The 20,529-nt window shown below is 70.5% G+C and carries 15 protein-coding genes; 3 read left to right on the top strand and 12 right to left on the bottom strand.

Features of this window, described 5'->3' with window-relative positions:
* Positions 1–192: 192 nt before the first annotated feature.
* The 10 genes from QE438_RS05350 to QE438_RS05395 all read right to left on the bottom strand — a co-directional run bounded on the left by QE438_RS05350 (position 193) and on the right by QE438_RS05395 (position 13,052).
* On the bottom strand, positions 193–1,764 hold the full coding sequence (locus tag QE438_RS05350) for an APC family permease (RefSeq protein ID WP_306991972.1): 1,572 nt from the start codon (positions 1,762–1,764) through the stop codon (positions 193–195).
* Positions 1,765–1,844: 80 nt separating this feature from the next.
* Positions 1,845–3,650, bottom strand: a complete 1,806-nt coding sequence (locus QE438_RS05355) for a DUF885 family protein (RefSeq protein ID WP_307184002.1) — start codon at positions 3,648–3,650, stop codon at positions 1,845–1,847.
* On the bottom strand, positions 3,650–5,485 hold the full coding sequence (locus QE438_RS05360) for a DUF885 family protein (RefSeq protein WP_306991970.1): 1,836 nt from the start codon (positions 5,483–5,485) through the stop codon (positions 3,650–3,652). Before QE438_RS05360 ends, QE438_RS05355 begins: the two co-directional genes overlap by 1 nt.
* 94 nt (positions 5,486–5,579) lie before the next feature.
* Complete coding sequence (locus tag QE438_RS05365) at positions 5,580–6,782, bottom strand: Xaa-Pro peptidase family protein (RefSeq protein ID WP_306991968.1); 1,203 nt, start codon at positions 6,780–6,782, stop codon at positions 5,580–5,582.
* Positions 6,779–8,374 carry an aldehyde dehydrogenase family protein gene (locus tag QE438_RS05370; RefSeq protein ID WP_306991966.1) on the bottom strand — a complete coding sequence of 532 codons (1,596 nt, stop codon included), beginning with the start codon at positions 8,372–8,374 and terminating at the stop codon, positions 6,779–6,781. Before QE438_RS05370 ends, QE438_RS05365 begins: the two co-directional genes overlap by 4 nt.
* Before the next feature lie 165 nt (positions 8,375–8,539).
* Positions 8,540–9,445, bottom strand: coding sequence for a dihydrodipicolinate synthase family protein (locus QE438_RS05375; protein ID WP_306991964.1), 906 nt, complete (start codon positions 9,443–9,445; stop codon positions 8,540–8,542).
* Positions 9,442–10,752, bottom strand: a complete 1,311-nt coding sequence (locus QE438_RS05380; RefSeq protein ID WP_306991962.1) for an FAD/NAD(P)-binding oxidoreductase — start codon at positions 10,750–10,752, stop codon at positions 9,442–9,444. The genes QE438_RS05375 and QE438_RS05380 overlap by 4 nt, the downstream gene beginning before the upstream one ends.
* Positions 10,745–10,990, bottom strand: a complete 246-nt coding sequence (locus QE438_RS05385; RefSeq protein ID WP_306991960.1) for a 2Fe-2S iron-sulfur cluster-binding protein — start codon at positions 10,988–10,990, stop codon at positions 10,745–10,747. Before QE438_RS05385 ends, QE438_RS05380 begins: the two co-directional genes overlap by 8 nt.
* Positions 10,987–12,099, bottom strand: coding sequence for an FAD-dependent oxidoreductase (locus QE438_RS05390; RefSeq protein WP_306991958.1), 1,113 nt, complete (start codon positions 12,097–12,099; stop codon positions 10,987–10,989). The genes QE438_RS05385 and QE438_RS05390 overlap by 4 nt, the downstream gene beginning before the upstream one ends.
* Complete coding sequence (locus QE438_RS05395) at positions 12,099–13,052, bottom strand: proline racemase family protein (protein ID WP_307184001.1); 954 nt, start codon at positions 13,050–13,052, stop codon at positions 12,099–12,101. Before QE438_RS05395 ends, QE438_RS05390 begins: the two co-directional genes overlap by 1 nt.
* A gap of 150 nt (positions 13,053–13,202) precedes the next feature.
* On the opposite strand from QE438_RS05395, the gene QE438_RS05400 reads away from it, so the two are divergent.
* Positions 13,203–13,910, top strand: coding sequence for an AraC family transcriptional regulator (locus tag QE438_RS05400; RefSeq protein WP_130522568.1), 708 nt, complete (start codon positions 13,203–13,205; stop codon positions 13,908–13,910).
* 155 nt (positions 13,911–14,065) lie between these two features.
* Here the strand turns inward: QE438_RS05400 and QE438_RS05405 are convergent, their stop codons facing one another.
* On the bottom strand, positions 14,066–14,956 hold the full coding sequence (locus QE438_RS05405) for a LysR family transcriptional regulator (protein WP_306991956.1): 891 nt from the start codon (positions 14,954–14,956) through the stop codon (positions 14,066–14,068).
* A 109-nt stretch (positions 14,957–15,065) separates the two neighbouring features.
* On the opposite strand from QE438_RS05405, the gene QE438_RS05410 reads away from it, so the two are divergent.
* A complete protein-coding gene (locus QE438_RS05410; protein WP_306991954.1) occupies positions 15,066–16,637 on the top strand; it encodes a proton-conducting transporter membrane subunit in 1,572 nt (523 codons plus the stop codon).
* A 25-nt stretch (positions 16,638–16,662) separates the two neighbouring features.
* Positions 16,663–19,056 (top strand): DUF2309 domain-containing protein, encoded by a 2,394-nt coding sequence (locus QE438_RS05415; RefSeq protein ID WP_306991952.1) that lies wholly within the window; start codon positions 16,663–16,665, stop codon positions 19,054–19,056.
* 4 nt (positions 19,057–19,060) lie between these two features.
* Here the strand turns inward: QE438_RS05415 and QE438_RS05420 are convergent, their stop codons facing one another.
* Positions 19,061–20,524, bottom strand: coding sequence for an MmgE/PrpD family protein (locus QE438_RS05420; protein ID WP_306991950.1), 1,464 nt, complete (start codon positions 20,522–20,524; stop codon positions 19,061–19,063).
* Positions 20,525–20,529 lie beyond the last annotated feature (5 nt).

Below are 20,529 nucleotides of genomic sequence, written 5' to 3' on the forward strand. Positions count from 1 at the left end.
ATACCGACGGCGGCTGACGGAGTCGACGGGGCCTGCGGAGCGAGCGACGGTGCGCGTAGACCGAGCGCGCGTCATCGGACGTCGTCTGCGTTGCGTTGGCGACGCCGGGACCGGCCCGCAGCGGCGACGCGGCGAACGCCTGCATGCGCGCTCCTGCACGCCGCATCGCTGCGCTCGGCTGCGGCCCGCGTCTCATTGGCCGTCGTCCTCCTCCAGCGCCAGCTCGTGGCCACGCAGGCCACTGCGTGCGCCCCAGTGATAGATGCCGCAGGCGATCACCGCCACGCAGGCCGCGTCCCAGGGATGGGCGATCGCGCCGATGCCGCCGAAGCTGCCCAGGTAAGACACGGCCATCACCAGCACGAAGAACACGATCAGCCAGGCAGAACTGCGCACCTGGCGCAGCACGCGCGCGCGGCGCGGCGCGGACGGCAGCTGCGACAGCACGTAACCGACATAGATCAGCACCTGCAGGCCCAGCAGCCACGACACCGTCGGCCAGGTGGACCAGTAGACGATCAGCGCGGCCACAACGAACGAGAGCGGCCCCAGCACCGCCAGCCCCTTGACCCGGAACGGGCGCGCCAACTCGGGCGCACTGCGCCGCAGCGCGGCCACCGTGACCGGCGCGATCGCATAGCTCAGCACCAGCGCCGCCGAGACCACGCCGATCAGCGTTTCCCAAGAGGGAAACGGCAGCGTCCAGAACACCGACAGGCCGAAGCTCAGCCACAGCGCCGGACGCGGGATGCCCGACTTGGCATCCACGCGCGTCAGCACGGGCAGGAAGCGACTGCTGCGCGCCCAGCCGTAGACCACGCGCGGAGTGGCGTTCATGTAGATGTTGCCCGTGCCGCTGGGCGAGATCACCGCATCGGCCACCACCAGGGTCGCCAGCCATCCCAGGCCCAGCGCCAGCGCGATATCGCGGTATGGCAGCGAGAACCGTTGGTCCATGCCTGCCCAGCCCGCCGCCAGCGCATCGCCCGGCACGGCGCCCAGGAAGGACAGCTGCAGCAGCACGTAGATCACGGTGGACAGCGCCACCGACAGGATCAGCGCGATCGGGATGGTGCGCTGCGGATCGCGCACCTCGCTGGCCACCGACACGATCGGGGTCAGGCCCAGATAGGCGAAGATGATGCCGCCGGCCGAGATCGCCGCCTCGACACCTGCCGCGCCGGCCGGCGCGAAGCCCTGGCTGTGCAGGTTGTCGCCGTTGAAGTGCGCGAGCAGCAGCACGATCACCAGCAGCGGCACCAGGAACTTGAACACGCTGATGACGTTGTTGGCGAGCGCGAAGGTCTTGACGCTGAAATAGTTCAACAGGAAGAACAGCGCCAGCAGCGCGAGCTGAAGCAGCCAGCCGGCCGGGCTTGGACGCGAACTGCCCGCCTGGCTCAGCGAGGGAAACCACGCCGCCGCGTACTGCCGGCAGGCCTCCACCTCGATCGCGATCAGGCTGGAGAAGGCGATCAGGGTGATGAAGCCCATCAGCCAGCCCAGCAGCGTGCCGTGCGAGTACTCCGGGTAGCGCACCACCCCGCCGGCACGCGGCAGGGCGGCGCCCAGCTCGCAGTACACCAGGCCCAGCAGGAAGACCGCGATGCCGCCGATGATCCAGGACACGATCCCGGCCGGCCCGGCGATGGAGGAGACGTGGCTGGCGGCGAACAGCCAGCCCGAACCGAAGATCGAGCCCAGGCCGATGAACGTCAGGTCGGTCAGGCTGAGGCGCTTGTGGAATTTTCCTGCGGTTGCCATGGGGTTCCCCGGGGCTGGGTGGGCGCCTATCCGCCGCGGCCCAGGCGCCGCGGCGACAGGCAGAGGCGTGGCGCGACGGCTCAGTGCACGGCAGGCTCCGCCCATGGCGACTTGCCGCCTTCGGCGATGAAACGATCGATGCGCGCATCCAGGACGGGCAGCGGCACCGAGCCCAGCGACAGTACGGCATCGTGGAAGGCGCGGATGTCGAACTTCTCGCCCAGCGCGGACTCGGCCTTCCTGCGCAGCTTCAGGATCTCCACCTGACCCAGGTAGTAGGACAGCGCCTGGCCCGGCCAGGCGATGTAGCGATCGACCTCGGTGGTGATCTCGTGCTCGCTCAGCGCGGCGTTGTCGCGCAGGTACGCCTGCGCCTGCTCGCGGGTCCAGCCTTCGTGGTGCACGCCGGTGTCGATCACCAGGCGCGCGGCCCGCCACATCTGGTAGGTCAGGTAGCCGAAGCGCTCATAGGGCGTGGTGTACATGCCCATCTCCTGCCCCAGGTACTCGCAGTACAGCGCCCACCCTTCCCCGTAGGCGGAGATGTAGTTGTAGCGGCGGTAGTCCGGCAGGCCGGTGTCCTCGGCGGCCAGCGACATCTGCAGCGAATGGCCCGGCGATGACTCGTGCAGGGTCAGCGCGGGCAGCACGTACAGCGGCCGCGACGGCAGGTTGTAGGTGTTGAGCCAGTAGGTATCCATGCCGCCGCGCCCGCCGGTGTAGAACGGCGCCAGGTCGTCGGGCACCGGCTTGATGGTGAAACGCTGGCGCGGCACGCGGCCGAAGTACCTGGCCAGGTTGCCGTCCATGGTCTTGGCGATCCAGGCGGCGTGGTTCAACAGCTCCTGCGGCGTCTTGGCGTAGAACTGCGGGTCGGTGCGCAGGAAGGCCAGGAAGTCGGCGAAGCCGCCCTTGAAGCCCACCTCGTCCATGACCTGCTGCATCTGCTCGCGCAGTTTCGCCACTTCCCGCAGGCCGATCCGGTGGATCTGCTCGGGCTCCATGTCCTCGGTGACGAACTCGCGGATCTGCGCGCGGTAGTAGGCCTTGCCGTCCGGCAGCGCCTCGGCGGACAGTGTGCTGCGTGCGTGGGGCAGATACTCCTGGCGTATGAAGCTCAGTAGCTTGGCGTAGGCCGGGATCACGCTGCCGTCGATCGCCGCGAGCGCCTGCGCGCGCAGTTGCGCCTGTTGCGCGGCGGGGATCGAGGCCGGCATCTGCTTGAACGGCGTGTAGAACAGGTTGGACTCGCCCTGGGCATCGACCACATCGGCGATCGACTGGTCCCGCCCGGTCAGGGTCACGCGCGGCTGGCTGAAGCCACGCGCCAGCCCGGCGCGCATGTTGACGGTCTGCTCGTCGAAATAGCGCGGGATGTCCGCCAGCAGCTTGAGATAGCGGCGGTAGTCGTCGGCCGTATGGAAGGTGCCGCGCGCGGTGAAGCCCAGGTTGGTCCAGAACGCGGTGTCGCTGTTGAACGGCATCTCCCAGGCGCGGAAGCGCTGCTGGTCCAGGAAGACCTCGATCTGCTGCCGGTAGACCTGGTAGTTGACCTGGTCCTCGGCCGAGAGCTGCGCCTGCGGGATCGCGTCGAGCTCGCCCATCACCTGCTGCCAATAGGCCGTGCGCATGGCCTGGGTGGCGAGGTCGACCTTGGGCAGGTGGTCGGCGGCGCGGCTGTCGCCGTTCTCGTCATCGGCGCCGGCGGTCTGCTCCTGACGCCAGGTCCATTCGCGGGTGTAGAGCGCCTTGAACCGCGCGCCCGCGTCGGTGGGCGGCGCGACGCTGGCCGGCGTGGCCGCGTGCGCCGCCTGTGCCGGGTCCATGAGGCCGCCAAGGCCAAGGACCAGCAGCAAGGCGACTGACAGAGGCGTGCGCAGGGCCATCAGGTTTCCTTCGCGGGAGGTGTGGGGGTGGGATCCGCTTCGGCCTGGGTCTTGGCGATCCAGGCGTCGATGCGCGCATCGAGCAGGTCCAGCGGCATGGCGCCGCCGCCGAGCACCGCATCGTGGAACGCGCGGATATCGAACCGGGCGCCTAGCGCGGCCTGGGCCTTGGCCCGCAACGCCAGGATGTCCAGCTGACCCAGCTTGTACCCCAGCGCCTGACCGGGCCAGACGATGTAGCGATCGGTCTCGGCCTGGATGCTGGGTTCGTCATCGGAAGGATGGGCGTGGAAGAAATCCACCATCTGCTGCCGCGTCCAGCGCTTGTAGTGCACGCCGGTGTCGAGCACCAGGCGATTGGCGCGCAGCAGCTCGCCGGCCAGATGGCCATAGGCGCTGTAGGGATCCTTGTAGAAGCCCACCTCGCCGGCCAGGCGCTCCGCGTACAGCGCCCAGCCCTCGATGAAGGCGTTGTATCCGGCCTGCTGGCGGAACGGCGGCAGCGGCAGGGTCTGGGCGAGCGAGATCTGCAGGTGATGGCCCGGCACGCCCTCGTGATAGGCGGTGGTCTCGATGTTGACCAGGGTGCGCTCGGTGGCATCGTTGGCATTGACCATCACGATCGCGGGCCGGGTCCCCTCCGGGTTGCTTTGCCAGTATTCGGCGCCCGGGGCCTCGCGGCGGAAGGCCGGCATGCCCTGCACCTCCAGCGGCGTGCTGGGCAGGTGGCCGAACAGCTTGGGCAGCTCGGGTTCCATGCCGGCGATGTAACCGCGGTACAGCGCCAGGATCTGTTCGCCGGACTTGGCGAAGTGCCGCCTGTCCGTTGCCACCGCCTTGCGGAAGCTGGCCAGGTCCGGATAGCCCTGCGCCTTGGCGATCGCGCTCATCTGCCCTTCGATGCGCGCCACCTCGCGCAGGCCGATCTGATGGATCTCCTCGGGCGACTTGTCCGTGGTGGTCTGGGTATGGATCGCGAACAGATAGCGCTTGTCGCTATCGGGCAGCGACCAGATGCCCTCGTGCTCGCGGCCCTGCGCGGCGTACTCGTCCTTCACGAACGCGGCCAGCTTGCGGTAGGCGGGGCGAACCGAGCCATCGACGGCGGCGATGAGCTGCGCGCGGATGGCCTCGCGCTGGGCCGGATCCGGCACGGCCCCGTCGAGCTTCTTCAGGGGCGAGGCGAAGGCGCTCTCGGCGCCGGCCGCCGCGGCGATCCTGGTGATCTGAGCCGGCAGGCGTTCGAGCAGGTAACGCGGCTGGACCAGTTTGTCCTTCGCCCCCTGGCGCGATACCTCGATGATCTGGTCCAGCAGCGCGGGAATGGCCTGCAGGCGCTTGATGTAGTCCTGATAGTCCTTGGCATTCTCGAACGGGAACGCATCGCCCTGCCCGGCCAGCGCCAGCTGGATGCCACCGACCGGCTCCAGCGGCATCTCGTAGGTCTTCAGGTCGATCCCGGTGAGCTTGTCGCGCAGCTGGCGCAGCATCATCTGCAGGCTCAGCTGGCGCTGTTCGTCCAGGGCCTTGCCGTCGATGGCCTCGAACCGTTCGAGCAGCGCGGCTGTGGCCGCCCGATCGGCCTGCACGGCCGCCAGCGAATAATCGGTCCAGCGATCGTTGTAGCGCCGGTCGCCGATGATGCTGGCGAACTCCGGGCTGTGCGCCAGCTGGTATTGCCACTGCTCGTCCAGCAGCGCATCGAAGGCCTTGGCGGCCTGCGCGCTGTCCACGACCGGCTTGGCCGTGGCCGCCGGTGGCGGCGATGCGGGCTGACAGGCGGTGAGCAGTGCCGTGGCCAGCACGCTCGCGGCGAAGGAGCGAAACAGCTTCATGCGTAGACTCCGGTGGCGGTGCTTACGAACGTCGAGGCCAGCCCGATGCCAGGCCAGGCGCCGACGCCGCACCTGGCGAACGGGCGACGGCCGCTCATGCGAACGGCCGGTCGATCGCCGGCGATGGCGGCGTGAACCAGCGCGCGCCGTCCTCGGTGACGTAGAAATGATCCTCGAGCCGCACGCCGAAGCTGCCCGGCACCACGATCATGGGCTCGTTGCTGCAGCACATGCCCTGCTGCAGCACGGTCTGGTTGCCGCGCACCAGATACGGCGCCTCGTGGATGGCCAGGCCGCAGCCGTGGCCGGTGCGATGCGGCAGGCCGGGCAAGCGGTAATCGGGGCCCAGGCCTGCGGCTTCCAGCACCGCGCGCGCGGCATCGTCGATGGACGCACAGGTGACGCCAGGACGGACCGCGGCGAAGGCCGCGGCCTGCGCGGCCTGTTCCAGCGCCCAGATCCGCGCCTGCTCGGCGCTGGGTGCGCCGAAGATCCAGGTGCGGGTCACATCGGAGTGGTAGCCCTGCACCGTGCAGCCGGTGTCGATCAGGACCAGCTCGCCCTGGCGCAGGTGCTGCACGCCCGGGATGCCGTGCGGGAAGGCGGTGGCGTGGCCGAACTGCACGATGCAGAAGGTCGAGCCGTTGTCCGCGCCCAGGGCCCGATGCGCCTGATCGATGAAGCGCACCAGGGTGTCGGTGCCGATGCCCTCGCGCGCGATGCCGGCCGCCAGCCGGTGGACCAGCAGGGTCATGTCGCAGGCCTGCTGGATCAGGGCCAGCTCGGCCGGCGACTTGCACATGCGACAGCCGTCGATGATGGCGTGCGCATCGCCGATGAGCGCCGCGTCCAGATGGGCGCGCAGACCCGTGTGGATGAAGAAGGCGGCCGTCGGGTCCAGCGCCAGCGTGTGCGCGCCGCGTTCGGCCATCACCCGGGCGACCAGCGCGTAAGGGTCCTCGTGCTCCTGCCACAGGCGCTTGTCGGCCGGGACCTTGAGCACCGCGTCGAGCGAGCCCTCCTCGAAGGCCGGGCACACCAGCACCGGCGCATCCTCGGCGGTGATCAGCAGCGCGACCAGACGCTCGCTCGCGCCCCAGGGCACCCCAGCGAAGTAGCGCAGCGAGGCGCCGGCGTTGACCAGCAGCGCGTCCACGCCCTGCTCGCGCATCAGCGTACGTGCGCTGGCGATGCGCGCCTGGTACTCCGCCTCGCCGATGGCCGGTGCGCGGTGGGGCCATGGCACCAGCTGCGCCTGCGCCTGCTCCAGCGTGAGATGAGCGATCTGCGCGCTCATGCCGCGCCGCCCAGGCTGGCCGTGGTCCACACGCCATCGACGAGGCGCTGCACGCCAGCGGGATTGGCGTCGCGCAGTTCGACGGGCAGCAGCGCGTCGGGCACCGCGTCGTAGCTGTGCAGCGCGGCGAAACGGCGGATCGCGCCCGGCATGCCCACCGCGGTGAAGCCGGGATGCGCGGTGCTGGGGAACGGCCCGCCGTGGTTCTGCGCGGCGCTGACCGCCACGCCCGTGGGCATCTTGGAGTTGATGAGGCGTCCGACGCGCGCTCGCAGCACCGGCGCGATCGCCTGCCAGGCCGCGTCATCGCCACCATCGTTGGCCCGATACAGCGTGCCGGTGAGATTGCCCTGGAAGGCCTGCGCCACCGTCACCATCTCCTGCGCATCGCCGACCCGCACCAGCAGGCCGACCGGCCCGAAGGCCTCGGTCTGAAGCGCCTGTTGATCGATGAAGTCGCGCGCGTCCACGCTCAGCAGCGTCGGCGCGAAGCGGAAGCCACCGCCCTGCCCGCTCGCGCCGCCGGCCAGCACCGCCGCGCCGGCCTGGCGCAGCGTGGCCACGCTGGCGGCGAGATGGTCCACGCCGCCCTGCGAGAACAGCACCATCGGCGCGGCGCTGGCGAAGTGCGCGGTGGCCGCCGCGACGAAGGCATCGCCGGCCGCCGCCCGCGGCACGACCACCACGCCGGGATTGGTGCAGAACTGGCCGCTGCCCAGCGTGCAGGAAGCAAAGAACTCCTGCGCCAGCGCATCGCCCCGCTCGGCCAGCGCACCGGGCAGCAGGAAGACCGGGTTGACGCTGGACAGCTCGGCATAGAACGGAATGCCGGCCGCATCGGCCGCCGCTTTCAGCGCCAGCCCGCCACCCCGGCTGCCGGTGAAGCCGATCGCGCCCAGGCGCGCGTCGCCGGCGAGCTTGAGCCCGAGCGCATTGTCGAAGTGATAGAGCAGCTGCACCGCCGCGGCCGGCACACCGGCCTTGCCCAGCGCGACGTGCGCGAGCATCGCCATGCGCTGGCTGGTGGCCGGATGCAGCGGATGCGCCTTGGCGATCACCGGGTTGCGCGCGGCGATCGCCGAGGCGAAGTCGCTGCCCGCGATCGCATTGAAGGCAAACGGGAAGTTGTTCGGGCCGAAGACCAGCACCGGCTTGCCCAAGGGCGCCAGGTGCGCGCGCAGGCCGGCGGCCGTATCCAGGGTCGGCTGGGTCCAGCTGTAATCGCGCACGGCCTGCGCGGCCTTGCGCAGCTGACCGCTGGCGCGTGGCAGCTCGTTGCCACGCAGGCGCGTGGGCGCCGCCAACCCCGTCTCGGCCGCGGCCAGCGCGACCAGGGTGTCGGCATCGGCGTCCAGCGCGTCGGCATAGGCCTCGAGAAACGCCGCGATCCGCTCGGGCGGCGTGGCGGCCAGCTCGGCGGCCACGGCGCTGGCGGCGGCCACCGCCGCCTCCACGTCCGCCGCGCCGCTGACCGGAAACAGCGGGCCGACCGCCTCGCCCGTGGTCGGGTCGGCCGCGCGGAAATGGCCGGCAGCGCCCAGGCTGGGCTGCCACTGGCCGGCCAGCAGGACGGGTTGGATCGCCTCGTTCATCGGATCTTTCTCACGGCTTGGTGTTCACGACTCCCGGCCTGGGCATGCATCGCCTTCGGCCGGAAGCACAGCAGGCCGGGCACGCCGCATCCCCTGCGCGGCGCCCCGGTGTTCTCGCTGCGCGTCTGTCGGGGCTGGTAGCTCCGACAGACACGCCGCGTTGGATCACAGCGACGGCTTGGTGGCGATGGCGTGGTCGATCACCTTCAGCACGGCCTCGCGCTCGGCGCCCTCGATCACCAGGCGCGGCGCGCGCACGGTTTCGCTGCCCATGCCGACCTTGGCCTGCACCAGCTTGATCAGCTGGACGAACTTGGGCACCGTGTCCAGGCGCAGCAGCGGCAGGAACCAGTGGTACAGCTCGGCGGCCGCGGCATAGCCGCCGTCGCGCGCCAGTTCGAACAGCTTCACCGACTCGACCGGATACGCATTGACCAGGCCGGCGATCCAGCCCTGCGCGCCCATGGCCAGACCTTCGACGATGGCATCGTCCATGCCCACCAGCAGCACCAGCCGATCGCCGAGCAGCTCCTTGATCGCTGCGAAGCGACGGATCTCGCCCGAGGACTCCTTGACCGCCTGCAGGTTGGGGAACTCGCCGGCCAGCTGCGCGATCTGCGCCGGCAGGATGTCGGTACGGTAGGCGACCGGATTGTTGTAGAGGATGCACGGCAGGTCGGTGGCGCCGAGCACCGCGCGCGCATAGGCACCGGCCTCGTGCCAGTCGGAGGTGTAGACGTACACCGGCAGCACCATCAGGCCACCCGCGCCCGCCGCCTTGGCGGCCTGGGCCAGCTTGACCGCCTCATCGGTGGACAGCGAGGCAATGCCCGGCACCACCGGCACGCGGCCGTTGACGGCCTTCACCAGGGTGCGGATGATCGCGATCTTCTCCTCGAAGGACAGCGTGGCCGCCTCGCCCAGCGAGCCCAGCGGCACGATCGCCGTGCAGCCTGCCTCGACCAGCTGCAGCGCGTGCCTGGCCAGGAAGGCATGGTCGACGCTGCCATCGGCATTGAACGGGGTGGTGATGGCGGGCAGGACGCCCTTCCAGAAAGCGGCATTGCTCATGGGGATATCCCTTGCGAGTCGTCGGTGAAGGAGTCGGCCAGCGTCGCGAAGCGGACCGGAAACAACGGCGGCCGGCGGCCGCCATCGGTGGAAAGTCGGGGATCCAGCAGGCCCAGTTCGGCCAGCGCGGCGCCGCAGATGCGGCCCTGGCAGGCGCCCATGCCGCAGCGCGAGGCGAGCTTGGCCTCGCGCGCGTCGCTGAAGCCGCGCAGCTGGCCCAGCGGGACGTCCTCGCACCGGCACACCAGGGTGTCGTCCCTGGCCAGGCCGTGGACGCGGGCATCCAGCGCGAAGGTCTGCTGCAGCAGGCTGGCGAAGGCGCGCGCCCGGCGGCGCCGCGGCAGCAAGGCCTCAGCGGCGGCGAGGTCACCGGCAGCCATGTGCCCGGCGATGGCGCCTTCGACCAGGGCGCAGTCGACACCGCCGATCCCCAGGGCCTCGCCGGCGGCGAACACGTGGTCCACGCTGCTGCGCAGCTGCGCATCCACGGCGACGCGCGGGTGCGTGCCGGTGTCGTCCAGGCGACAGCCCAGCAGCTGGGCGAGTTCCACGTTGGGCACCAAGCCATAGCCGACCGCCAGCTGATCGCAGGCGATGCGGCGGCGGCCGCGCGGACCCTCGATCTCGACTTCGCGCAGCTGCGTCTGGCCATGCGCGGCCACGACCACGCTGTCGTGGTGGTAGCCCACGCCGGCCAGCCGCGCCCGCAGCGCCAGCGCCTGGGCGGCCTTGCCCGGCCAGCGCGGCAAGCGCAGCGCGAAACGCGCCAACGCCGCCGAGCCGGCCAGTTCGTGGATGCCCAGCACCTGCGCCCCGTGGCGGCGCAGCGTGGCCGCGCTGGCCAAGAGCAGCGGCCCGCTGCCGGCCACCAGCACGCGCTTGCCCGCCAGCGGCCATCCCTGCTTGGCCAGCGCCTGCGCGCCGCCCGCGCCGGTCACGCCGGGCAAGGTCCAGCCGGGGAATGGCAGCAGCAGTTCACGCGCGCCGGTGGCCAGCACGAGGCTGCGATACTGCAGCTTGAGTGCGCCGGCCGGCCATTCGGCCAGCAGCCACCCTGGCTGGGCCAGGGCGATCTCGGCCTGCGCGAGGAACTCGATCCCCTGCCCTGCCGCGGCGGCGATCGCGCGCCGCGCGCGCGCCGACACCCCGTGCCCGATGTCGTGGCGCCAGACCTGACCGCCGGCGCGGGGTTGCGCATCAACCAGGCCGACCCGACCGCCACGCGCGCAGGCCGCCCGCGCCGCCGCCAGTCCGGCCGGGCCGGCGCCGACCACCAGCACGTCGTACTCGCGCACCGACTCAGCCATCGGTGCGCACCTGCATGCCCTCGCGCGCCGGCGTCATGCAGGCGCGCACGTGGGCGAGCCCATCGATGCGTACCCGGCACTCGAAACACACGCCCATGCCGCACAGGGGCGCGCGTGGCTCAGCGCTGCGAGAGCGGCGAAATGGCCCGCCGGCCATCGCCACGGCGGCCGCCACGGTGGCGCCCACCGGCACCTCCACGGGCCGCGCATCCACGGTCAGACGCAGGCGGGTGCTCATGCCGCTTTGCCCGTGATCGCCCGATCGGGCAGGTACGGCGCCGGGTCGATCTCCGGCGCGCGCCCGAGCAGACCATCGACGACCAGGCGCGCGGTGCCAAGCGCAGTGGTCACGCCCAGGCCCTCGTGCCCGGCCGCGACCCACACCTCGCGCCGCCCGGGCACCGGGCCCAGGTACGGACGTCCATCGGGCGTGGCCGGCCGCAGGCCGGTCCAGACCCGGATCACCTGCAGCTCGCGCAGCACCGGCAGGAACGCCGAGGCCTGGCGCAGCATCTTCCGCAGCAGCGGCCAATCGACCTGGCGATCGGCGACGTTGAACTGCCGCGACGAACCGATCAGCAGCTGGCCGGTCGGCCGTGGCTGGACGTTGAAGGCCACACTGGTGTCGGCGTCGCCATGCGCCGAATCGGCGTAGTCCAGCGACAGCAGCTGGTGGTGGACCAGCCCGGGATAACGATCGGTGATGGCCAGCTGGCCCTTGCGCGGTCGCATCGGCAGCTCGGGCAACAGCTGCGGCAGCGCCACGCCGGTGGCCACCAGCACCGTGCCGCTCAGCTCCTCGCCGTCGTCCAGGCGCACGCCGCCGGGAACCAGCGCAGTCACGCGCCGGCCCGCGCACAGGCGCGCGCCGGCCTGGACGGCCTGATCCACCAGATGCCGCGCCATGCGCGGCGGATACACCACCGCCTCGCCCGGCACGCGCATGCCGCCGGCCAGGCCCTCGATCAGGGCGGGTTCGAACCGGTACAGCTGCGTCGCGTCGAGCTGCTCGGCGCGCAGGCCCGCCTGAGTCAGGCGGTCGATCTTGGCCGGCACCGTGGCCAGTTCGCGCGGGTTGCGCGCGACCCAAAGCGTGCCGCACCGGCTGAACTCGGCCTCCTCCAGCTGCGCGTAACGCTCCCACAGGCGCAGCGAGTAGGCCGACAGCGCCAGCTCGGCCGGATCGTCGTCCATCGCCACCAGATGCCCCATCGCCGCGGCCGTGGCGCCGCCACCGATCGGGCCGGGCTCGACCAAGGCGACGCTCAAGCCCTCGCCGGCCGCCTCGGCCGCGCAGGCGGCGCCGACGATGCCCGCACCCACGACGATGAGGTCGTAGCGGCGCATTACGGCGCCTTGGGCTCCGCGCCGATGCCCCAGGCGAAAGGATCGGCCGGATCGATCAGCAGCTGCGCACGGGCGGTGATGTGGGCGGTGCCGGCGATGCGCGGCAGGATGCCGCGCGTGCCGCGGCGGTAGCTGCCTTCGAACACGCTGCCCAGGATGCCTTGCTGGATCCAGCGCTCGCCTTCGCCCAGCTTGCCATCGGCCGCCAGGCAGGCCAGTTTGGCGCTGGTGCCGGTCCCGCAGGGTGAACGGTCGTAGGCCAGGCCCGGACACAGCACGAAGTTGCGGGCCTGGCCACTGCCGTCCGGCGCCGGGCCATTGACCTCGATATGGTCGATTTCCCCGCCGCCGGCCCCGGTGATCCCGGCGGCCTCCAGCGCCTGCCGGATCGCCTCTGTGTAGGCGGTCAGCGCACGCTGGTGATCCAGGTCGATCGCGCACGGCGATTGTTCGGTGATGAAGAACCAGTTGCCGCCCCAGGCGATGTCGCCGGTGACCTCGCCGTAGCCGGCGACCTGCACGGCCACCGCGGCGGCGTGGCGATAGCTCTCCACGTTGTCGATCGCGATCCGGCCATCGGCCTCCAGCGAGGCGCCGACCGTGCCGACCGGCGTCTCGATCAGGTGCTGGCCCGGACCGATCCGGCCGAGCTCGGCCAGGGTCCGCACCACGCCGATCGTGCCGTGCCCGCACATGCCCAAGTAGCCGACGTTGTTGAAGAAGATCACGCCGGTGCAGGCATCGGCCCGACGCGGCGGCAGCAGCAGCGCGCCGACCATCGTGTCCGAGCCGCGCGGTTCGCAGGCGATCGCGCTGCGCCAGCGGTCGAAGTCGCGGGCGAAGCGTTCGCGGCACTGCGCCAGGTCGCCCTCGCCCAGTTCGGGAAAACCGGCGACCACGACCCGGGTCGGTTCGCCAGCGGTGTGAGAGTCGATCACGTCGATCTTGTGCATCAGAGGATGCTCCCATTCGACGCGCTGCCCCGACTAGTTCCGAATGTCGGCGGAAAATGCGGAAATCCGCACAATCGCGTTCCCGTCGCGGGGCCCGCTTTGCGCTAGCATCGAGACCAAGCGCCCTCCCGCCAACCGCCAGCCAATCCGATGGACGTCAGCCTCTCCGGCCTTGAAATGCAGGCCTTGTTCGATGCGTTGCCCGAGGTGGTCTTCTTCATCAAGGATCAGGAAGGGCGCTACACGCATTGCAATCTGACCCTGGTCCGGCGCCTGGGGCGAAAGCAGCGCAGCGACGTAATCGGCAGAACGGTGCTGGAGTTGTTCCCCCTGCCGTTCGGCGGCAGCTACATGGTGCAGGACCGCCGCGTGCTGTGCGGCGAGGTGATCGACAACCAGCTCGAGATGCACCTGTATCCCAACCGCATGCCCGGCTGGTGCCTGACCTTCAAGCGTCCGCTTTGCCGGGGCGAGGACGTGGTCGGCGTGATCGGGATCTCGCGCGACCTGGGCCAGCCCGACAACCGGCATTCGGCGTTCGAGCGCCTGAGCAAGGTGCTCGACTACATGCAGGGCAACTTCGGCGAGCAGATCCGCGTGCAGTCGCTGGCCGATCTGGCCGAACTGTCGGTCGCGCAGCTGGAGCGCCATTTCCGCCGCGTCTTCCAGGTCACGCCGCAGCAGCTGCTGACCAAGCTGCGCATCGAGGCGGCGATGCGGCTCTTGCACGGCGATGAAAGCATCGCCAGCATCGGCCAGCAGTGCGGCTTCGCCGACCAGAGCGCCTTCGCACGCCAGTTCAAGGCCACCCTCGGGATGTCCCCGCGCGACTATCGCAACATCAAGGACCGACTTTAGCGCGCGAGCAGTCCGGTAAGAGCGGTTCGCCCAACACCAACGCGAGTGGCCGCCCAAGCGCGCCACAGCAATCGCGCGGCGCACTTGGATGCTGCCGCATCGAGAACGCACGACTCGCAACCGCAGCACCAGCAGTCGGCACCGCAAGATTTTCGCTAGCACCCCGCCGACGCGTCCGCAGGCTGCAGCAGCAGCCGCACCAGCGGATTGGGGAAGCGTCGCGACATGGTGACGGCGTGGAAGGTCTCCACGATGTCGGGCAGCTGATCGCCTTCGACCAGCACGCCGGCGGCGATCTCGTCCTTGACGACGATGGGCGGCAGGACCGCCAGGCCGATGTCCTCGCGGGCGAGCAGGCGCATCATCGCCATGTCCTCCACTTCCGCCACGATCTGCGGTCGCACGCCCAGGCGATCGGCCAGGGCGTCGAAGCCGGTGCGTACGCTGCTGTCCAGGGTCGGCAGGATGATGGGGTGGTCTCGCAGTCGCTCGGCGAGGCTCGCGGCATGGCCAAGCCGGTCCGGCGTGCCCACCAGGCTGACCGGGCGCTGCGCCAGCCGGTGAGTGACGAAGGGGGTCAGCGCGTCGCCGGGCGGCGCCTGATTGAGCAGCACGACGTCCAGGTTGAGCGCCTCCAGCGCCCGCAGCAGTTCGCCCGCACTGCCCGAGCGCAGGATCAGATCGATGTCCGTGCGGCCAAGCACCGGGCGCAGGAACTCCATCTGGAAATTGCGCGACAGCGTGGCCAGCGAACCCACGCGCAGCGCCTGCCGCGCCGCGCCGGTCTGCCGCAGCGTGCCCAGCAGCTCATCGCCGGTGGCGAAGATCGCGTCGGCGTGGTCGAGCACGATCTGCCCGGCCTCGGTCAGATGCAGCTGCCGCCCTCGCCGCTCGAACAGCGCATGGCCCAGGCGCTCCTCGAGCTTGCGGATCTGCACCGACAAGGCCGACTGGGTCAGGTGCAGCCGCTCCGCGGTACGGGTGAGGTTGCCGTCGTGCGCGACGGCCCAGAAGTAGCGCAGGTGGTTGTAGTTCAACGCGGCCATATCGTTCGATATTAGCGAACGATATGGCGAGCACAATGAATTTTTGTTCGTCCCCGTCGATCCCTATCGTGGCGCCCGCCTGCCACCGCGCTCGATCCAGGGGACCGCCTTGTCGCTCACTCTGCTGCCGCTGTCTGCCCCGCTCCTCCTGCTGCTCGCCGCCGGTCTTGGCGGCCTCCGCAGCGGGCGGCGCCCGCCCCTGCTGCCCCTGGTCGCCGAAGGCGCGGCGCTTGGCGCCCTGCTCATCGCGCTGGCCTCGCTTGCGCTGCTGATCGTGCAAGGCGCGGGCACCAGCGCCTTGCTGGGCTGGGGCGGCATCGGCCTGTCGGTGCGGCTGGATGCGGTGAGCGCGACGATGCTCCTGCTGGTGGCCTTCGTCGGCTGGATCGTGGTGCGCTATGCCCGCACCTATCTGGACGGCGAGGCGCGGCAGGGCTACTTCATCGGCTGGCTCTGCGCCGCGCTTGCGGCGGTCCTGCTGCTCGTCCAGGCCGGCAATCTGGTTCAGCTCGTGATTGCCTGGATCGCGACCAGCCTCGCCCTGCGTCGCCTGCTGCTGTTCTATCCCGAGCGCGTGGCCGCGCGGCGTGCGGCACGCAAGAAGCGGCTGTTCTCCACGGTGGGCGCCATTGCGCTGATCGGCGCGGCCGCCCTCATCTGGACGCGCCTGGGCACCACCGACATCGCCACGATCAATGCGATGGCCCGCGCGGGAGCGCACTCCTGGCGCCTGGTCGCGGCGGCTGCCCTGCTCGCGCTGGCCGCGGTGCTGAAGTCCGCCCAGTTCCCGACCCATGGCTGGCTGACCGAGATGATGGAAGCGCCCACGCCGGTGTCGGCCCTGCTGCACGCCGGCGTGGTCAACGGCGGCGGCTTCCTGCTGATCCGGTTCGCAGACCTGATGCTGCTCAGCCCCGGCGTGCTCGCCGTGCTGGCCATGCTGGGCGGATTCACCGCGCTGTTCGGCGCGCTGGTGATGCTGACCCAGCCCGCGGTCAAGACCTCGCTGGCCTGGTCCACGGTCGCGCAGATGGGCTTCATGATCCTCCAGTGCGGCCTTGCGCTGGCTCCGCTGGCGCTGCTGCATATCGTGGCGCACTCGCTCTACAAGGCCCATGCCTTTCTCGCCTCCGGCGGCGCGGTCGAGCAGGTGGCGGCCACGCGCCGGCCTGGGCCGGTCGCGGTCCCCAGCGTGTCGGCGGTCGGTCGGGCCTTCCTGATCGCCGTGGCGATCTATGTCGGGATCGGCGCGGTCTTCGGGCTCACGTTCGGCTTCGGGCACAAGTCGCCCCAGGCGCTGGCGCTGGGCGCGATCCTGATCTTCGGGGTGGCCTATCTGTTGGCCCAGGGCCTGGCCGATGCGGCGCCGCGCGCGCTGACGCGCAGGACGGCGCTCTATGCCTGCGCCGCGGCGGTCGGCTACTTCGCGCTGCAGAGCGTCGCCGAGTGGCTGACCTCGGGCGTTCTGCCCGCCACGCCGGCGCCGGGTCGACTGGAGTGGACGCTCCTGGCGCTCGCGGTGCTGAGCTTCGGACTGGTCGCGGTGGCGCAGGCGCTGTTCCCGCTCTGGGCCTCGCATCCCGCCGCCGTCGGCCTGCGCGTCCATCTCTCCAATGGCCTGTACGTCAACGCCGCGCTCGACCGCCTGCTCGGCGGCTGGTCGGTCCCCAAGGCCTCGTGACCCTACAAGCGACAGGACACCGCCCATGCCGATGACCTCGACCGAATCGCCGCGCCTGTCCCATGACGGGATCATCGAGGCGGCCCACCGCGCGGCGCGCGCGATCCCCCCGCTCTGGCCGCTGGCCTCGAGCGTTGCGGTCAATCCCTTCCTCGGCCAGACGGGCGAGCCGCTGGCGACCGCGGCGGCACGCCTGCGGCGCACGGCCGGCATCGCGTTGACCATGCCGCGGGCCTGGTATGCGCAGCGCTGGCACGCCGGCGAGATCGCCGAAGCCGACCTGCAGGCGGCCTTGCAACGCGCTCCGGCTGCGCCGTGCCCACCCAGCCTGTCCACCCTCAAGCATGCGATGCAAGGCGCGCGCGGCGCGCCGCAAGCAATCCCGACCGTGGCCGATCTGGCCCGCCAGGTCGCGACGATCGACTGGCCGGGCATCGTCAACGAGCGCATCGGGCACTGGGCATCGAGCTACTTCGATCAGGGCCAGGCACTGTGGAGCGCCGGGACATCCGGCGGCGCCTATGCTGCGTGGCGCGTCATCGCGACCCACGACCTGAGCCCGGAGGTCGCCGGCCTGACAGGGTTCGCGCGGCACGTGGCGCAGATGCCCGTCAGCGCCGAGGACGCGATCGTCGATGGCGCTGTCAGCCTCGGGCTCTCCCAGGACGCGCTGGAGAGCTACTTCCACCGGCTGCTGAGCACGCTCGGCGGCTGGGGTCAGCTGGCCCGGTATCGGCTGTGGCAAGCGGAGTTGAACGGCGGCCACGATGCGTCCGTCATCGACCTGCTCGCCATCCGCATGGCCTGGGAGGTGGCGCTGCTGCGCAAGTTCAGTGCAGCGCTGGCGTCCCGTTGGCAGATGGCCCTCTGCGCTTACGCCGCGCCGGTGTCCGCGACGTCGGGAGACCGGGTCGACAGCCTTCTGCAGGAGGCGGCCGAATGCGCCGTGCAGCGGCGGCTCGGCGCAGTGCTTGCAGACGCATCCCCGGCGCGTCCGCCCGCTGGCCGTGCGCAGCTGCAGATGGCCTTCTGCATCGACGTGCGCTCGGAGGTGTTCCGCCGTGCGCTGGAAAGCCTGGATCCCGGCATCCAGACGCTCGGGTTCGCCGGCTTCTTCGGGCTGGGGATTGGCCATCGGCGTTTCGCCTCGGACGTGGTCGAGGCGCGGCTGCCCGTGCTGCTGGCGCCGGCTGTCTTCACCCGCTCCGGGGAGGCCACACCTGTGCTGGCCGCTGCGGACCTGCGCGCTCGCATCGAGGCGCGGACCAAGCGCGCCTGGGGCCGCTTCAAGCTGGCCGCGATTTCCTCCTTCGCCTTCGTCGAGGCCACCGGCCCGGTCTACGTCGCCAAGCTGCTGCGCGACGGGCTGGCGCTGACACGGCATCGCGCGCCGAACGATCCCGCACCGCATCCGGCCAGCAGTCTCGACCTCGAGACGCGACTGACCATGGCCACCCGCGTGCTCAAGGCTATGTCGCTCACCACCGGCTTCGCCAGGCTCGTCATCCTCGCCGGCCATGGCGCCAACGTGGTCAACAATCCACATGCCAGCGCCCTGCACTGCGGCGCCTGCGGCGGCTACTCGGGTGAGGCGAACGCGAGGCTGCTGGCCTCGCTGCTCAACGACCGCGAGGTGCGCGCCGGGCTTGCCGAGTGCGGCATCGCGATCCCCGCCGACACGCTGTTCCTGGCCGCCCTGCACGACACCACCACCGATGCGGTCCAGCTTTACGCCGCCGATCATCCCTCGCCCGAGCATGCCGCCGATCTCGAACAGGCGGCGCATTGGCTGCAGTCCGCCGGCGCGCTCGCGCGGGGCGAACGCGCCCTGCGCCTGCCCCGGGCGCAGCGCGGCCAGGACATCGCCCAGCGTGCCCGCGATTGGGCCGAGCTTCGCCCGGAATGGGCGCTGGCCGGCTGCCAGGCCTTCATCGCGGCGCCGAGGTCACGCACCACAGGGCGCGATCTGGCGGGCAAGGTCTTCCTGCACGACTACGACTGGCGGCGCGACGAAGGCTTCGGCGTGCTGGAGCTGATCCTGACCGCCCCGGTCGTGGTGGCCAGCTGGATCAGCCTGCAGTACTACGGCTCGACCGTCGCACCCGAAGTCTTCGGCGCGGGCAACAAGCTGCTGCACAACGTCACCGGCGGCATCGGCGTGGTCGAAGGCAACGGCGGCCTGCTGCGCGGCGGCCTGCCCTGGCAGTCGGTACACGACGGCGAACGGCTGATCCACGAACCGCTGCGCCTGTCCGTCCTGATCGAGGCCCCGCCCGAGGCGATCGCCAACGTGCTGCAGCGTCATCCGCAGGTCCGTGCCCTGTTCGACAACCGCTGGCTGCATCTGTTCGCCCTGGATGACCAAGGCCGCATGACCAAGCGCTATGCCGGCAACCTGCGCTGGGCGGCGTGCTCCTAGTGGCTCAGCTGGCCCGTGCGCCGGCTCGCAGCACGTCGCCGGCATCCTTCAGCTCCGGCAGCGACCGACATAACCGCATGACGTGATCGGCCTGCGACTTGGGCAACACATCGGCGGCGAGATCGGCGAACTTGGCTTCCAGCTGCCGGTCGGACATCGGCTTCTCGACGCTTCCGATGGCGTGCTCGATGAAGCGGTGGAAGCGCCGGCCGTCGTTCAGCGTCACGGTCATGTCGACCTGCGCGGCCTGGATGCCGGGCGTGACAACCGGCACGACCTTCTGACGCAGGGCCACCACGCGCGGATCGTTCACCGCGCGGTCGCTGAACTGTTTCTCCCCGCCCGCCCCTTCCACCAAGGCGACGGCGGCGGCGTGATAGATGCTGAACTTGCCCTCGAGCCCGGTCTTCGGCGCGGTCTTGCCGGTCAGTTCCAACACCAGTGGGTGGACTTTGAGGTCCACGCGGCTGATGTCCTCCGGCCTGACATGGTCCTCGTCGCGGATCTGGATGGCGGCGTCGATCGTGGGATGCATGACGATGCCGCAGGCGAAAGGCTTGTAGGTGTTGAGCAGCGACTCGTAGCGGGTGCCCAGACCGTCGATGATCTGCGACCAGTCCTGCTTGGTGGAGATCGTGTTCGCCCAGCCACGCTTGGCCTCGATCATCTGCTCCGACGAGGTGAAGCCCTTCGCCGCCAGGATCGCGGCGAACAGGCCATTGGCCGCGGCCCGGCCGGGATTGAAGCTCTTGTTCATCGAACCGAAGGACTCGCGCAGGCCGACCGGCTGCGACGCGGCCAGCCCCAGGGCGTACACCATCTGCTGTTGGGAAAGCCCCATCAGCTTGCCAGCGGCGGCGGCGGCGCCGAACGGCCCGCAGGTGCCCGTGATGTGCCAGCCGGCATCGTAGTGGTCCGGGTAAACGGCATTGCCGATCCGGCACTCGGTTTCGATTCCTACCACCAGCGCATCGAGGAAGTCTCGACCGCTGACCGGCTTCATCGCGGCATAGGCGAGGATGGCCGAGGCGACCGGCGCGGCCGGGTGGATGACGGTCTTCAGGTGCGTATCGTCGAAGTCGAAGATATGACTCGCAACGCCGTTGAGGAAGGCCGCATTCATGATGTCGAACCGCTCGACCCGGCCGAACAGCCCGGCCTGCGGCGGCCCGGAGAACGGCTGCAGGGCCGAGACCGCCACCTCCACGGTCTCATGCTGCGAGCCGCCGATCGCTACGCCCACCCAGTTGAGGAAGCTGCGCACGCCTTCGCGACGCACGTTCTCGGGCAGGCTTTTGTAGGACGAGGCCAGAATCCACTCCGCCAGGATGCGGGTCACTGCGGGGGGCGAAGATAGCGCGGGTCGCTCCGCTGCGCCGGCTTGCTGACCGGCGACAGCCGGTCCATAGACGGCCGCGCCGAGTGCCAGGCCGGCGGATTTGACCAGGGTGCGGCGATCTACTGTCATGAGAG

It is taken from the genome of Pseudoxanthomonas sp. SORGH_AS_0997 (assembly GCF_031453535.1).
GTDB classification, from domain to species: Bacteria; Pseudomonadota; Gammaproteobacteria; order Xanthomonadales; family Xanthomonadaceae; genus Pseudoxanthomonas_A; species Pseudoxanthomonas_A winnipegensis.

Bases quoted from the DNA above. Each gene is read 5' to 3' on its own strand.
- QE438_RS05415 (WP_306991952.1), top strand. From the start codon at position 16,663: ATGCCGATGACCTCGACCGAATCGCCGCGCCTGTCCCATGACGGGATC.
- QE438_RS05390 (WP_306991958.1), bottom strand. From the start codon at position 12,099: ATGCGCCGCTACGACCTCATCGTCGTGGGTGCGGGCATCGTCGGCGCC.
- QE438_RS05360 (WP_306991970.1), bottom strand. From the start codon at position 5,485: ATGAAGCTGTTTCGCTCCTTCGCCGCGAGCGTGCTGGCCACGGCACTG.
- QE438_RS05370 (WP_306991966.1), bottom strand. From the start codon at position 8,374: ATGAACGAGGCGATCCAACCCGTCCTGCTGGCCGGCCAGTGGCAGCCC.
- QE438_RS05355 (WP_307184002.1), bottom strand. From the start codon at position 3,650: ATGGCCCTGCGCACGCCTCTGTCAGTCGCCTTGCTGCTGGTCCTTGGC.
- QE438_RS05365 (WP_306991968.1), bottom strand. From the start codon at position 6,782: ATGAGCGCGCAGATCGCTCATCTCACGCTGGAGCAGGCGCAGGCGCAG.
- QE438_RS05400 (WP_130522568.1), top strand. From the start codon at position 13,203: ATGGACGTCAGCCTCTCCGGCCTTGAAATGCAGGCCTTGTTCGATGCG.
- QE438_RS05380 (WP_306991962.1), bottom strand. From the start codon at position 10,752: ATGGCTGAGTCGGTGCGCGAGTACGACGTGCTGGTGGTCGGCGCCGGC.
- QE438_RS05405 (WP_306991956.1), bottom strand. From the start codon at position 14,956: ATGGCCGCGTTGAACTACAACCACCTGCGCTACTTCTGGGCCGTCGCG.
- QE438_RS05375 (WP_306991964.1), bottom strand. From the start codon at position 9,445: ATGAGCAATGCCGCTTTCTGGAAGGGCGTCCTGCCCGCCATCACCACC.
- QE438_RS05350 (WP_306991972.1), bottom strand. From the start codon at position 1,764: ATGGCAACCGCAGGAAAATTCCACAAGCGCCTCAGCCTGACCGACCTG.
- QE438_RS05420 (WP_306991950.1), bottom strand. From the start codon at position 20,524: ATGACAGTAGATCGCCGCACCCTGGTCAAATCCGCCGGCCTGGCACTC.
- QE438_RS05385 (WP_306991960.1), bottom strand. From the start codon at position 10,990: ATGAGCACCCGCCTGCGTCTGACCGTGGATGCGCGGCCCGTGGAGGTG.
- QE438_RS05395 (WP_307184001.1), bottom strand. From the start codon at position 13,052: ATGCACAAGATCGACGTGATCGACTCTCACACCGCTGGCGAACCGACC.